Raw genomic sequence first — 15322 nt, forward strand, 5'->3', positions numbered from 1 at the left:
AATGTCTTTCACACATTATCGGAGTGGCGTCCCCAAGGGGATTCGAACCCCTGTTACAGCCGTGAAAGGGCAGTGTCCTAGGCCTCTAGACGATGGGGACACGAAAAATCCGCACCAGACCCCCAAAAGGGCTTGGCACTTTTCGCATCAGCGTAAGGTCTCCCTTACCGCATCAACAGGTGCTCTTGCTCATTAATTTCATCAGACAATCTGTGTGGACACTGCACAATGCGTATCTTTAGGTAAGGAGGTGATCCAACCGCAGGTTCCCCTACGGTTACCTTGTTACGACTTCACCCCAGTCATGAATCACAAAGTGGTAAGCGCCCTCCCGAAGGTTAAGCTACCTACTTCTTTTGCAACCCACTCCCATGGTGTGACGGGCGGTGTGTACAAGGCCCGGGAACGTATTCACCGTAGCATTCTGATCTACGATTACTAGCGATTCCGACTTCATGGAGTCGAGTTGCAGACTCCAATCCGGACTACGACATACTTTATGAGGTCCGCTTGCTCTCGCGAGTTTGCTTCTCTTTGTATATGCCATTGTAGCACGTGTGTAGCCCTACTCGTAAGGGCCATGATGACTTGACGTCATCCCCACCTTCCTCCGGTTTATCACCGGCAGTCTCCTTTGAGTTCCCACCATTACGTGCTGGCAACAAAGGATAAGGGTTGCGCTCGTTGCGGGACTTAACCCAACATTTCACAACACGAGCTGACGACAGCCATGCAGCACCTGTCTCACGGTTCCCGAAGGCACTAAGCTATCTCTAGCGAATTCCGTGGATGTCAAGAGTAGGTAAGGTTCTTCGCGTTGCATCGAATTAAACCACATGCTCCACCGCTTGTGCGGGCCCCCGTCAATTCATTTGAGTTTTAACCTTGCGGCCGTACTCCCCAGGCGGTCGACTTAACGCGTTAGCTCCGGAAGCCACGCCTCAAGGGCACAACCTCCAAGTCGACATCGTTTACAGCGTGGACTACCAGGGTATCTAATCCTGTTTGCTCCCCACGCTTTCGCACCTGAGCGTCAGTCTTTGTCCAGGGGGCCGCCTTCGCCACCGGTATTCCTCCAGATCTCTACGCATTTCACCGCTACACCTGGAATTCTACCCCCCTCTACAAGACTCTAGCTTGCCAGTTTCAAATGCAGTTCCCAAGTTAAGCTCGGGGATTTCACATCTGACTTAACAAACCGCCTGCGTGCGCTTTACGCCCAGTAATTCCGATTAACGCTTGCACCCTCCGTATTACCGCGGCTGCTGGCACGGAGTTAGCCGGTGCTTCTTCTGCGAGTAACGTCAATCGCTGCAGCTATTAACTGCAACGCCTTCCTCCTCGCTGAAAGTGCTTTACAACCCTAAGGCCTTCTTCACACACGCGGCATGGCTGCATCAGGCTTGCGCCCATTGTGCAATATTCCCCACTGCTGCCTCCCGTAGGAGTCTGGACCGTGTCTCAGTTCCAGTGTGGCTGGTCATCCTCTCAGACCAGCTAGGGATCGTCGCCTAGGTGAGCCATTACCCCACCTACTAGCTAATCCCATCTGGGCACATCCGATGGCGTGAGGCCCGAAGGTCCCCCACTTTGCTCTTGCGAGGTCATGCGGTATTAGCTACCGTTTCCAGTAGTTATCCCCCTCCATCAGGCAGTTTCCCAGACATTACTCACCCGTCCGCCGCTCGTCACCCAGAGAGCAAGCTCTCCTGTGCTACCGCTCGACTTGCATGTGTTAGGCCTGCCGCCAGCGTTCAATCTGAGCCATGATCAAACTCTTCAATTAAAAGTTCGATTTGCTTAAACAAGTTAAGCGGTGCTCAAAGATTACTTCGTAATAATTCAACTAAATGAATTACTGCTTGGTCACTCTAAGACTTGATATTTTTTTTGCCACCGAGGTGGCTGATATCGTCTTGTGAGTGCCCACACAGATTGTCTGATAAATTGTTAAAGAGCGTTCATTGCGAGACTTAACTCAGCAACGTGGGAGGCAGATAATACGCTTTCCCACTGAAGAGTCAACCATTTTCTCATCGAGATGCGGTGTTTTCACCGGGTTGATTCTTCCTGACTGGGCGACTTGGTTCTCGTTAGAGGAGTCGTTGTTCCCGGTCAGTGGAGGCGCATTATAGGGAGTTCTCAGAAGGCCGCAACCCCTAATTTCAATTATTTTATCAACCGTTCACAAATCCAACAAAAAAGCCCGAAACGGAGGATTAACGAACGGATCCAGCTCAAAACACGCCTGTTTAAAGCCCGAGGCTGGAGTAAACTCGCTTTATAATAATGAAAGATATTCAGGAATACCCTACATGCTACTTAATGCACATCAACAAGCTGCTCAGCGAAACCTTTCCTATTTACTGGCGGAGAAGATTGCACAACGCGTTTTATCCGGTGATTACCCCGAGGGGTCGATACTTCCCGGTGAGAATGAGTTAGGGGAGATTTTTGGCGTCAGCCGGACAGCCGTGCGTGAAGCGGTGAAGACACTGGCGGCAAAGGGCATGCTTTTGCCCCGCCCGCGAATTGGCACGCGGGTCATGCCTCAGTCCAGCTGGAACTTTCTCGATCAGGACTTGCTGACCTGGTGGATGACACGCGAAAACTTCGATCAGGTCATGGCGCATTTTATCGTGCTGCGCAGAGCGCTTGAACCGCAGGCTTGTGCATTAGCCGCTGTCTCAGCCAGTAAAGAACAAAAGCATCGGCTTTCACTCTATATGAATGAAATGCGCCAGCTGCACAAAAGTTTTGATCGGGAACAGTGGATTACGGTGGATACGCACTTTCATCAACTGATCTATGAAGCGGGGAAAAACCCTTTTCTGACGTCGTTCTCAAATTTATTCAGTTCGGTCTATCAGAGTTACTTTCGGGCGATCACGGGAAATGAGGTTATCAAGCTGGAACAACATCAGCGCCTGACCGATGCCATTCTTGGCGGCGATGCCAATGCGGCGCTGAAAGCCTGTCAGCATCTATTACTTAGCGACGAATGAACCCACGGATTGACGTACCACCAATTCCGGCGTGAGCACCAGAATCTGCGGCTCCGCCTGGGGGTCCTGCAGACGATGTAATAATGCATCCACCGCCAGTTCTCCGAGTGAATCTTTAGGCTGATGGATAGTCGTCAGCGGCGGCATCATGTATTGCGCCAGCTGGATATCATCGTAGCCGATTACTGCGACATCATCCGGCACACGCAATCCACGCTGATACAACGCCTGATACGCACCGACTGCCATTGCATCATTCCCCGCAAAGACCGCATGAGGCGGCTCGGGTAACGACAGCAATTTTTCCATCGCTGGTACGCCTCCTTCGAATTCAAAATCGCCGCTGACTTCATAACCGGGAGGGATGACCAGCCCGGCTTTATTCATTGCCTGACGATAACCATTCAGCCGTTCCTGCGCGGTGGTTTTATCCAGCGGTCCGGTGATGCAGGCAATTTTGCGATAGCCCTGACGGATCAGATACTCCGTCGCCATCTCTCCGCCCAGAAGCGCATTGTCCTGAATCACATCATTCGCGCCATCAAACGGTGACCAGTCCATCATCACAATCGGTAAGGAAGGATAGCGGCTGATGGCATCTTTCGATGGCCGGTGATTTTCAGTACACATTAACAACAGGCCATCGACACGCTTTTGCAGCAGCGTTTCCAGACTGCGGTTCATGCGCTCAGCATCGCCGTCGGTATTACATAAGATCAGGCTGTAGCCACGTTCATAGCAACTGCGTTCAACACCGCGCACCACTTCCGCATAAAACGGGTTGCTGCTGGCCGTCAGTAACATGCCGATGGTGCGGGTTTGATTCAGTTTCAGGCTGCGTGCCAGCGCGGACGGTGCGTAGTTGAGCTGTTCAACGGCGGCATTCACCTTGTCAGCGATGGCATCACTGACAAAGCGATTTTTGTTGATGACGTGAGAAACTGTAGAAGTTGAAACGCCCGCCAGACGGGCGACATCTTTCATGGTGGCCAATCAGGCCTCCTGCTGCGTAAGGAAATCGTCGATTTCTTTGCGCCATGGTACGGAAGGCTGAGCGCCAGGACGCGTCACTGCAATCGCGGCAGCGGCGTGAGCAAAACGTACCGCGCTGTCCATCGCCTGACCTTCCAGCAATGCAGTCACCAGTGCGCCATTAAAGGTATCACCCGCGGCGATAGTATCCACGGCTTTGACGCGGAATCCGGCGACCTGCTTGCCTTCCCCGTTTTGGCTCAGCCAGACACCTTTACTGCCCAGCGTGATGATAACCGTCGCGATGCCTTTATCGTGCAGGGCTTTGGCTGCTCGTGCCGCATCGTCATTATTCTCGACCTTAATCCCGGTCAGCTTCTCCGCTTCAGTTTCGTTCGGGGTGATAATATCCACCCGCGACAGCAGTTCGTCCGGCAATTCACAGGCCGGGGCTGGATTAAGAATGACCTGCGTGCTGTTTTCTTTGGCTAACTTCGCCGCCGCAATCACCGTCTCTAACGGCGATTCCAGCTGCATTAATAAAGCAGAAGCATCGATGACTTGCTGTTTATAGCGTTCAAGGTAGTCCGGCGTCACCGCACTGTTGGCTCCCGCATCAATACCAATGACGTTCTCACCTTCTGCATTCACGAAAATCAACGCAACGCCGGTGGTCATTTCTTTGATGGCTTCGACAGGTTGCGTATCAATGTGGTCGCTGGCCAGCTGTTTACGGACGCGCTCACCAATATCGTCGTCACCCACACAGGCAATAAAAGAAATATCTGCGCCACTGCGACCGGCGGCTACCGCCTGATTCGCCCCTTTGCCACCGAAAGCCACGGTGTACTGCTTGCCGATGACCGTTTCACCCGGTTGCGGGAAGTGGTTGATATTCAGAATGTGGTCAGCATTAATACTGCCGAGTACCACCAGTTTGCCTGTTTTCATGTGGAGATCCCTGAGTCAAAGAGCGCCCCCAAAAGGAGGCGCAGGTTACAGCATCGAGCATGCGGGTATTACGGCTGAGCAACCAGTTTCAAATCAACAGGAATAACAGCCGGGACTTTTTCGCCTTTCAGCACTTTGTCAGCCGTCTGAACACCGATCACGCCGATTTGTTCCGGACGTTGTGCCACAGTCGCGCCCATTTTACCGCTGTTTACAGCTTTGATACCGTCTTCTGTGCCGTCGAAGCCGACAACCAGCACGTCAGTTTTACCGGCAGTTTGCAGGGCACGCAATGCGCCCAGCGCCATTTCGTCGTTCTGAGCGAAGACGGCTTGTACGTCCTGATGCGCAGTCAGCAGGTTCTGCATAACGTTCAGGCCTTTGGTGCGGTCGAAGTCAGCAGGCTGGCTGGCGAGGATCTGGAAATGGTGTTTCTCAGCGGCCTGGGCGAAACCTTTACCGCGTTCGCGGGCAACGGAAGTCCCGGCAATGCCTTCCAGTTCGATCACTTTGGCGTTTTCGCCCAGTTTCTTCGCGATGTAGTCACCTGCCATTTTGCCGCCGAAGGCGTTATCAGAGGCCACGTGGCTGGCAACGACGCCTTTAGTCGCCTGACGGTCAAGGGTGATCACCGGGATTTTCGCCTGGTTAGCCATCGCGACAGCGTTGCCTACGGCATCAGAATCAGTCGGGTTAATCAGCATCAGCTTGGTACCGCGAACGGTCAGGTCCTGCACGTTTGCCAACTCTTTCGCCGGGTTGTTCTGCGAATCGAGAACAATCAGGTTGTAGCCCAGTTTGTCGGCTTCTTTTTGCGCACCGTCTTTCATGGAAACAAAGAACGGGTTGTTCAGTGTTGAAACGACCAGCGCGATGGTGTCTTTCGCCATCACGTTAGCACTGAAAGACGCGGTGATCGCTGCGGCGGAAACCCAGACAGCCAGTTTTTTCATATTCATGGTCATAAGTCCTGTAGGAGAGTTTATTTGTTGCTTTTGTTATCCACCAGAACCGCCAGCAGAATGACAACTGCTTTCACGATCATCTGGTAGTAGGAAGAAACACCTAATAAGTTCAAACCGTTATTCAGGAAGCCAAGGATCAATGCACCGATCAGCGTTCCAACAATGCGCCCTTTACCCCCGGACAGGCTGGTTCCCCCTAAAACAACAGCGGCAATCGCATCCAGCTCGTAGCCCGTACCTGCGTTAGGCTGCGCTGAAGACAAGCGAGCCACTTCGATGATACTGGCCAGAGCGGCTAACAAACCACACAGGGAGTAGACGATAATTTTGACTTTATCGACGCTGATACCTGACAGACGCGTAGCGGATTCATTGCCGCCAAGCGCGTAGATATAACGCCCTAACCGGGTGTGATGCAGCATGTACCAGGCTGCAATAAACACCACGGCCATCAGCCAGACCGGTGTCGGAATACCCAGCGGGCGCCCGATACCAAACCAGCCAAACACATCTGCCACATCATTAAAGCCTGTGCTGATCGGGCTGCCGTTGGTGTACACCATGGTGATACCGCGCAGCAGCAACATCATGACCAGCGTGGCGATAAACGCCTGCACTTTACCTTTGGCGACAATCATGCCTGTGACGGCGCCGATACCTGCACCCAGCGCCAGCGCGCCTGCCACGGCAACCAGCGCATTCACTTCCAGCCCGACGATAGAGGCCGCAACCGCACCGGTCAGCGCCAGCAAAGAACCGACGGATAAATCAATACCTGACGTCAGGATCACCAGCGTCATGCCCACGGCCATAATGGCGTTGACGGACGTTTGCTGAAGGATGTTAAACAGGTTATTCACGGTGAAGAAATTCGGGCTCATAGAAGAGACCACGGCAATCAACACCAGCAGCGCAATCAGAGACTTCTGCTCCAACAACCACTCTTTACTGATCCAGCGCTTTTTGGCTGACAATGTCTGAGAACTCATATCTGATTACTCCTGCGTCACGCGGTATTGCTTGCCGACAGCGGCTGCCATCAACACTTCTTGCGTAGCCTGTTCTATTGGGAATTCACCGCTTAAATGACCTTCATGCATCACAAGAACCCGGTCGCTCATACCGATCACTTCCGGCATTTCTGAGGAAACCAAAATGATGCTCAGCCCTTCGCGCTTGAACTGGTTAATAAGCTGGTAAATTTCTTTTTTGGCACCGACGTCAACGCCGCGCGTCGGTTCGTCGAGGATCAGGACTTTTGGCCGCGTCATCAAACCGCGGGCAATCGCCACTTTTTGCTGATTACCACCGGAGAGCAAACCAATCGGCTGCATCATCGATGGCGTTTTAATATTGAAGAGGCGAATGAAGTCGCCGACGGCCTGCTGTTCATCCGCATGCTTGAGGCGTCCGCCGCCGTGGCTGAAATAACGCAGTGCGGTCAGCGACATGTTTTCTTTCACCGACATCCCGAGCACTAATCCATCGCGTTTACGATCTTCGGAGATATAAACAATACCGTTCGCCAGACCGTCCTGCGGCGAGTGAGTAACCACTTCGCGGCCATCGAGCGAAACGTAGCCGCTTTTACGTGGCAACGCGCCGTAGAGGATTTTCATCAGCTCGGTGCGGCCAGCCCCCATCAGCCCGGAGACACCGAGGATTTCGCCGCTGTACAACTCAAAACTGACGTTATCCACGCCCGGCCCGCAGACATCACGAACCTGCAAGCGCAGCGCGCCGCGTGCGTGGTTAATGCGTGGGTATTGCTCTTCCAGACGACGGCCAACCATCATTTCGATCAACGTGTCTTCTTCCAGCTCGCTGACCGGACGCTCTGCGATAAACTGCCCGTCACGGAATACGGTGACGTCATCGCAGATCTCAAAAATTTCTTTCATGCGGTGGGAGATGTACACCACGCCGCAGCCAGCCGCTTTGAGTTCGCGAATGACGTTAAACAAAGAGGCGGTTTCAGTGTCAGTCAGCGCATCCGTCGGTTCATCCATAATGATGACTTTGGATTCGAAACTCAGCACTTTGGCGATTTCGACCATCTGCTGATCGCCAATCGATAATTCACCGACCAGGCGATCGCTTTTGTATCGCAGATTCAGGCGGGCCAGGAGTTTGTCCGCTTCGGCATACATCTTTTTCCAGTTGATGCGGCCAAAACCGTTTACAAACTCACGGCCAAGAAAAATGTTTTCAGCAATAGTCAGCTGAGGGATCAGGTTAAGTTCCTGATGGATGATACCGATCCCCGCTTCCTGCGAAGCTTTCGGGCCACTGAACGCGGTTTCCTTGCCGAGGAAATGTACTGAGCCGGCATCTTTCTGATAGATGCCGGTCAGCACTTTCATCATCGTGGATTTACCCGCGCCGTTTTCACCCACCAGCGCCATGACACGTCCCGGATAAACGCTGAGCGCCGCGCCGGAAAGTGCTTTCACGCCGGGAAAGGCTTTATCAATCCCTGTCAGTTGCAGCAAAGGTTGCATAAAGGCCTCAGAAGGTTACGCCGGCACACAGGATCACATTCGCATACGGCGAACATTCCCCGCTGCGGATGACAGCCCGACTTTTTTCGGTTTGCGCTTTGAATGCCTCATGACTGACGTAATCCAAAGCAATGGTGTTTCCCTGGTGTTGTTCGAGTTGTGTCAATCGGGCGAGTAACGCTTCATGGAGTTGAGGATTTTTGGTGAGGATTTCCTCTGCGAGGATAGCCCGCTCAACCTGCATCTCGTGTGTCACTACCTCTAAGACTTGTAAAAAGGTGGGAACTCCCTGGGTTAGCGCCAGATCGATGCGCTGGCAAGCTGCTGGCACCGGAAGTCCGGCATCGCCAATAACCAGCTGATCGGTATGACCTAACCGGGCAATAACAGTTGAGATTTCGGCATTTAATAGCGGTGACTTCTTCATTTTGACTCCTACAGCGAAACGTTTCGCTCACCACTGAGTTTATGAAACTGGCCGCACAAGGCAACGAAGATGTGATGGAATTGTGATCAGCGTCGAAACGTTTCGCTGAATGATTCAGAAATAGGGAGGCAATTTGAGTTAGTCATTTCAGAAAGGAGAAGGCACAAACAAAACAGGGTACCCGAAGGTACCCTGTGAGCGGCAAAAGGCAGGATTATATTTCCACCTGCGTTCCCAGTTCGATAACGCGGTTTGGCGGGATTTCAAACTGGTCCGGTGCGCGCAAGGCGTTACGGCTGAGCGCCATGAACAGCTTACCCCGGAAGTAGAGATACCATGGCCGCTTGGTCAGGATCAGCGATTCATGCGACATGAAGAACGACGTTTCCATCATCCGGCACGGCAAACCTTCCAGACCACAGCGGTGGAAAATCTCTTCCACGTTCGGCGTTTCTTTAAATCCGTAACTTGCCACCACACGCCAGAACGTCGGCGACAGCTGCTCGATAGTGACACGCCGGACGTTGTGCACATAAGGCGCATCTTCCGTTCGCAGCGTCAGCAGAACCACGCGCTCATGCAGCACCTTGTTGTGCTTGAGGTTATGCAGCAACGCAAACGGAATGACGTTGATGGCTCGCGACATATACACCGCCGTTCCCGGAACACGAACCGGCGGGGATTTCTCCAGCGAGGCGATCATTGCCTCCAGAGAATTCCCGTGTTCGTTCATGCGGCGCATAAGACGAAAACGCTCGCTTTTCCAGGTAGTCATGACGATAAACATGCACAGGCCGAGCGTCAGCGGCAGCCAGCCGCCGGAGAACAGCTTGGTGGCGTTTGCGGCAAACAGTGGAATATCCATAAACAGCAGACCGATCAGCAAAATGCCAACCAGGAACGGTTTCCAGTGCCAGTTTTTCAGCGCCACCGTACAGGAAAGAATGCTGGTCAGCACCATTGTACCGGTCACGGCAATACCGTACGCCGCCGCCAGATTGCTGGAATGCTCAAAGCTGGCAATCACAATCACCACTGCGAAATACAGCAACCAGTTAATGGCCGGGATATAAATCTGACCGGCTTCCATTTCCGAGGTGTGGATGATGCGCATCGGCGGTAAATAGCCCAATCGCACAGCCTGACGCGTCAGGGAGAACACGCCGGAAATCACAGCCTGAGAGGCAATGATGGTCGCTAAGGTGGCTAATACCAGTAACGGAATTAACGCCCAGTCAGGCGCCAGCAGGAAGAAGGGGTTTTTGATCGCTTCAGGATTCTTCAGCAGTAACGCGCCCTGACCGAAGTAGTTCAGCACCAGAGACGGCAATACCACCGTGAACCATGCCAGACGGATCGGGAATTTCCCGAAGTGCCCCATATCGGCATACAACGCTTCCACACCGGTAATCGACAGAACGACAGCGCCGAGTGCCAGGAAGGAGAAGGATTTATGTTCGATAAAGAAGTTTACCGCCCACATCGGGTTCATGGCGCGTAAGACTTCAGGGTTCTGCATGATGCTGTTTACGCCAAGAACGGCGAGCGTCAGGAACCAGACCAGCATCACCGGGGCGAAGAGTTTGCCCACGATACCGGTTCCGTGTTTCTGAATAATGAAAAGCAGCGTCAGAACAGTAATAGAAAGAGGAACGATATAAGGATCGAGTGATGGCGCGGCGATCTCCAGACCTTCCATTGCGGAAAGCACCGAAATGGCCGGAGTGATCACTACTTCGCCATAGAAGAAGCTGCCACCGATCAGGCCAAGTATCACCAGCACCGCCGTGGTGCGTGATGACGTGTTTCTGCCCGCCAAAGACATCAGCGTCAGTATGCCGCCTTCGCCCGCATTGTCCGCCCGCATCACATACGTGAGATACTTGAGCGACACAATAAGGATAAGCATCCAGAAAATCAGAGAGAGAAAACCAAATACGACGCTAGGCTCAACATTGAAACCGTAGTGTCCTGAAAAACACTCTCTTAAGGTATAGAGAGGACTGGTACCAATGTCGCCATAGACCACACCAATGGCGGCCAGGGTTACTGCTGGGAGTGACCGTTTATGTTCAGTGCTCATATTTCGTTTCTTTTTTGCTCGAACATCCGTAAGCGATGCGTGCGCTCAGTCCAATGATGCCCACTAAAAGGCGCACAGTATGCACGAATAAATCAGATTGCCTACCCTTAAATGTGCAGCTAAACCGGCGTTCAGAGGAACGAGGTCACAAATCTCATAATAGAAAATTTTTATTAATCAACAAGCTATACAGTGAAAAATAATCATGGCTTATCGCTGCGAGCCAGTACACTATTCAATATCTAAATGAAAACCGGAAGAGACAGTATGGCGCAATCTCCCCTTCTGGCAGAACGGATTGCCCGTCTTGCTAACGCACTGGAACATGGCTTGTACGAGCGACAGGACGCCATTCGTTTATGCCTGCTGGCCGCACTGTGCGGCGAAAGCGTTTTTCTGCTCGGCCCGCCGGGCATCGCAAAGAGCCTGATCGCCCGCCGTTTAAAATTCGCCTTCCGTCATGCTCGTGCCTTTGAATATCTGATGACGCGATTTTCCACGCCGGAAGAAGTCTTTGGCCCGCTATCAATTCAGGCCCTGAAAGATGAAGGCCGATATCTGCGTCTGACCGAAGGTTACTTACCGGAAGCTGAAATCGTCTTCCTTGATGAAATCTGGAAAGCAGGTCCTGCGATCCTCAATACCTTGCTGACCGCTATCAACGAACGCCGTTTCCGGAATGGCGAACGCGAAGAACCGATCCCTTTACGCCTGCTGGTCAGCACCTCTAACGAACTGCCTGAAGCCGACGGCAGCCTGGAAGCGCTATATGACCGCATGTTGATCCGCCTGTGGCTGGATAAGGTACAGGATAAGCAGAATTTCCGCTCACTGCTCACCAGCCGCACCAACGAAAGCGCCAATCCGGTGGCCGAATCATTGAGTATCAGCGACGACGAGTATCAACAATGGCAGCCGGAGATCGATAAAGTCAATCTGCCGAATGCGTGCTTTGAACTGGTTTTCCAGCTTCGTCAGCGTCTTGATGCGCTCGACACCGCGCCTTATGTTTCAGATCGCCGCTGGAAAAAGGCACTGCGTCTGTTGCAGGCCTGCGCATTCTTCAGCGGGCGAAACACCATCACGCCTGTTGATCTGATCCTGCTTAAAGACTGCCTGTGGCATGACCTCAATACGTATCAGCTGTTGCAAACTCAAATCGAGCAGCTGATCACCGAGCAGGCCTATCAGCAGCAAACATTACTGATGAAAATCCAGCAGTTAGATCAGCAGTGGATGCAGTACCAGCAGCAACAAAGCTCACGTCAGTCCATCAAGCTCGGCAAAAAAGCCGGGATGTTCAGTCGCAAACCACAACACAGCTTGCCGGACAGCCTTTCCGCCACTCACCTGACGTTATTACTGCAAACACCTTTGCACCTGCATGAAATAAAAGTCACTCACTTGCTCTTCGACCGCACGGCGCTGGAAGAGTGGCTCAATAAAGGCGGCGTACTGAAAGCGAAGCTAAATGGCATCGGCTTTGTGCAAACCATCGATGCCGAGATTGATGATAAACAGCAGTTGCTGGTGCTGGACGTCAGTCGCCAGAGCACGCCGCTGACTTTGCCAGGCAACGAACATATCGCCGTTCCCGACGAGATGAAGAATACGCTGAGCGATCTGAGTGCAAAACTCGCGCAGCAGCGGCATGAATTTGGCCAGCAGCAAAACTGCCTGTTTGTTCCGGCGCAATGGATGGCGAAAATCGAAGCCAGCCTGCTGCAGGTCACCGAACAGCTGCGCCATCAGCAGCAGACGTTCAGCGGGCACTAACTATGTTCAGCCTGGAATCTCTGGATCTGCTGCTGGCGATCAGCGAAGCCGAATTGATCGAGGAACTGATCGTCGGACTGCTTGCCGCGCCTGCGCTGGCCGTTTTCTTTGAGAAATTCCCCCGCCTCAAACGCGCGCTGACCAAAGATCTTCCCGAATGGAAGCTGCGGCTGCGCCAGAGGATCCATGAAACGCCCGTACCGCCCGATCTGGCGAAAGAATTCTACCTTTACCAGCAATGCCAGCAGACCGATATCACCACCTTTCAGACCGGGCTGCCGGCGCTGATTGATGAGTTGTTCCGGCTGAACTCTCCTTTTACTACCGAGGCCCGTACATTATTCGAGAACAATGAGGAATCGCGAACGGCAAGAACTGGCAATAGTTTTCAGACTCTCTTCCTCCAGCGCTGGCGCCTGAACCTGACATTCCAGACGGTGAACGTTCATCACCAGTTACTGGAGCAGGAACAGGAGAAATTGCAGGAGGAGTTACTTCAGCGTCTTGAACTGAGCAGCGAGTTGTCTCCTTTATTAGCAGAGAACGATACCGCGGCAGGACGTCTTTGGGATATGAGTAAAGGAAAGCGTCTGCGCGGGGATATCCAGTCACTGGCCCGCTTTGGTGCTTTCCTGCAACAACAGCCTGAGCTGGTTCATCTGGCAGAGCAACTGGGGCGCAGTCAGACGGCCAAAACCAGTCCGCATGAAGATGCCAAAATGGAAACGCATCGGCTGATGGTCCGCGAACCCGCGACAGTGCCGGAGGAAGTGAACGGCATTCACCAAAGCGACGATATCCTGCGGCTGATGCCGACCGAACTGGGTACGCTGGGTATCCCTGAACTCGAATACGAATTTTACCGCCGGTTACTGGAAAAGCGGCTGATGACTTACCGCCTGCAGGGAGACGTCTGGCGCGAGAAAGTGGTGAAGCGTCCGGTGGTCTGGCAGCAGCAAGAACCGCAGCCCCGTGGCCCATTTGTGGTGTGTGTGGACACCTCAGGCTCTATGGGGGGATTCAATGAACAGTGTGCGAAAGCCTTTTGCCTGGCGCTGCTGAGGATCGCCCTTGCCGATAACCGTCGCTGTTACATCATGTTGTTTGCCAGCGAAGTAATTCATTATGAACTGACCTCCGCCGGTGGACTGGATCAGGCATTGCGTTTTCTCGGGCAACATTTTCGCGGCGGCACCGATCTGGCAGCCTGCCTGAATGCCACCCTGGACAAACTGGCATCACCGGAATGGCATGACGCCGACGCAGTGGTGATCTCCGATTTCATCGCTCAACGGCTGCCTGACGAGGTACAGAAGAAGGTCAAAATGCTCCAGCGGGAGAAGCAGCACCGCTTTCATGCGTTGGCGATGTCGCATTATGGCAAGCCCGGGATCCTGCGTATTTTCGATCATATCTGGCGCTTTGATACCGGCGTGAAAAGCCGTGTACAACGCCGCTGGCAAAGAAATTAACCTTAAAGAGAAAGAACACCATGTCTGAAATCTATCAGCTCGACGAGTTGGATCGCGGGATCCTCAATGCGTTGATGGACAACGCCAGAACACCTTACGCCGAACTGGCAAAAGTCTTCACCGTCAGCCCCGGAACTATCCACGTGCGCGTCGAAAAGATGAAGCAGGCTGGAATCATCACGGGTGCGCACATCACCGTAAATCCTAAGCAACTCGGTTACGACGTTTGCTGCTTTATTGGCATCATTTTGAAAAGCGCCAAGGACTATCCGTCTGCGCTTAAAAAACTGGAAAGTATCGAAGAAGTGGTCGAAGCCTATTACACCACCGGCCACTACAGCATCTTCATTAAGATCATGTGCCGCTCGATTGATTCTCTGCAACACGTACTTATCAACAAGATCCAGACCATTGACGAGATCCAGTCAACAGAGACGCTGATCTCCCTGCAGAACCCCATCACACGCACCATCCAGCCCTGAGCACTGATTTCTATACCCCTATTATCCACAGGTAGATCCCAGCTCATTCACAGCGTACAATGTCCTCCTTTTCTCGGGTGAGAGTTCTATGTCTGACGTAACCCTGATCAGTGGAAGTACACTTGGCAGTGCCGAATATGTTGCTGAACACGTGGCAGAGAAGCTGGAAGAAGCCGGTTTTTCTACACAGATGTTTCATGGTCCGGAACTGTATGAAGTCCCTTTAGAAGGGATCTGGTTGGTGGTGTGCTCCACACACGGTGCCGGAGAGTTGCCTGATAACTTGCAACCCTTCCTGGAACAGCTGGAAGATCAGCAACCGGATCTGTCAAAAGTTCGTTTTGGTGCCTTAGGTTTAGGCAGCAGCGAATATGACACTTTCTGTGGCGCGATCAATTCTCTCGATCAGAAACTGACGTCATTAGGGGCAAAACGGATCGGTGATCGACTTGAGATCGACGTGACTCAGCATGAAATTCCTGAGGATCCGGCAGAGGTTTGGGTGATCAACTGGATTAATTTACTCAAATAAGTGTAAATTTCAGCCGATCAGATGTGGATAACTATGCTTTAAAGCGGTGTAAAACCGGTAGTTATCCCTCTAACAACTCCTGTACGCTTTTCAGCCTGTGCATAACTCTCAATTCTGATCCCAGCTTATACTGTCCAGGATCACCGATCATTCACA

12 protein-coding genes, 1 tRNA gene and 1 rRNA gene are annotated in these 15322 nt (G+C 52.6%); 5 read left to right on the forward strand and 9 right to left on the reverse strand.

What is annotated here, in order from left to right:
* Positions 1-24: 24 nt before the first annotated feature.
* Positions 25-100, reverse strand: a tRNA-Glu gene (locus tag I2123_RS01820).
* A 143-nt stretch (positions 101-243) separates the two neighbouring features.
* Positions 244-1786 (reverse strand): 16S ribosomal RNA (locus tag I2123_RS01825).
* 529 nt (positions 1787-2315) lie between these two features.
* On the opposite strand from I2123_RS01825, the gene I2123_RS01830 reads away from it, so the two are divergent.
* On the forward strand, positions 2316-3005 hold the full coding sequence (locus tag I2123_RS01830; RefSeq protein WP_213051680.1) for a FadR/GntR family transcriptional regulator: 690 nt from the start codon (positions 2316-2318) through the stop codon (positions 3003-3005).
* Here I2123_RS01830 and rbsR read toward each other — a convergent pair.
* The 7 genes from rbsR to kup form a co-directional block, all read right to left on the reverse strand.
* Complete coding sequence (rbsR, locus tag I2123_RS01835; protein WP_112165446.1) at positions 2988-3998, reverse strand: ribose operon transcriptional repressor RbsR; 1011 nt, start codon at positions 3996-3998, stop codon at positions 2988-2990. The two genes, I2123_RS01830 and rbsR, sit on opposite strands and share 18 nt — an antisense overlap.
* A complete protein-coding gene (rbsK, locus tag I2123_RS01840) occupies positions 3999-4928 on the reverse strand; it encodes a ribokinase (protein WP_213051681.1) in 930 nt (309 codons plus the stop codon). It lies immediately after the preceding gene.
* Between the two features lie 68 nt (positions 4929-4996).
* Entirely contained in the window at positions 4997-5887 is an 891-nt protein-coding gene (gene rbsB, locus I2123_RS01845; RefSeq protein ID WP_056775977.1) for a ribose ABC transporter substrate-binding protein RbsB, read from the reverse strand.
* Positions 5888-5910: 23 nt separating this feature from the next.
* Positions 5911-6882, reverse strand: coding sequence for a ribose ABC transporter permease (gene rbsC, locus I2123_RS01850; RefSeq protein ID WP_112165442.1), 972 nt, complete (start codon positions 6880-6882; stop codon positions 5911-5913).
* A 6-nt stretch (positions 6883-6888) separates the two neighbouring features.
* Positions 6889-8394: a ribose ABC transporter ATP-binding protein RbsA gene (gene rbsA, locus I2123_RS01855; RefSeq protein WP_112165440.1), complete on the reverse strand. Its 1506-nt coding sequence runs from the start codon at positions 8392-8394 to the stop codon at positions 6889-6891.
* A gap of 7 nt (positions 8395-8401) precedes the next feature.
* Complete coding sequence (gene rbsD / locus I2123_RS01860; protein ID WP_112165437.1) at positions 8402-8821, reverse strand: D-ribose pyranase; 420 nt, start codon at positions 8819-8821, stop codon at positions 8402-8404.
* Between the two features lie 214 nt (positions 8822-9035).
* A complete protein-coding gene (kup, locus tag I2123_RS01865) occupies positions 9036-10904 on the reverse strand; it encodes a low affinity potassium transporter Kup (protein ID WP_112165435.1) in 1869 nt (622 codons plus the stop codon).
* A 267-nt stretch (positions 10905-11171) separates the two neighbouring features.
* On the opposite strand from kup, the gene ravA reads away from it, so the two are divergent.
* The 4 genes from ravA to mioC all read left to right on the forward strand — a co-directional run bounded on the left by ravA (position 11172) and on the right by mioC (position 15166).
* Complete coding sequence (ravA, locus tag I2123_RS01870; protein WP_213051682.1) at positions 11172-12680, forward strand: ATPase RavA; 1509 nt, start codon at positions 11172-11174, stop codon at positions 12678-12680.
* A gap of 2 nt (positions 12681-12682) precedes the next feature.
* Complete coding sequence (viaA, locus tag I2123_RS01875) at positions 12683-14152, forward strand: ATPase RavA stimulator ViaA (protein ID WP_112165431.1); 1470 nt, start codon at positions 12683-12685, stop codon at positions 14150-14152.
* A 20-nt stretch (positions 14153-14172) separates the two neighbouring features.
* Positions 14173-14634, forward strand: a complete 462-nt coding sequence (gene asnC / locus I2123_RS01880; RefSeq protein WP_056775967.1) for a transcriptional regulator AsnC — start codon at positions 14173-14175, stop codon at positions 14632-14634.
* Positions 14635-14722: 88 nt separating this feature from the next.
* Entirely contained in the window at positions 14723-15166 is a 444-nt protein-coding gene (gene mioC, locus I2123_RS01885) for an FMN-binding protein MioC (RefSeq protein WP_112165429.1), read from the forward strand.
* Positions 15167-15322: the final 156 nt, after the last annotated feature.

Origin of the sequence: Rahnella inusitata, from assembly GCF_018288855.1 — a bacterium.
Taxonomy (GTDB): domain Bacteria; phylum Pseudomonadota; class Gammaproteobacteria; order Enterobacterales; family Enterobacteriaceae; genus Rahnella; species Rahnella inusitata.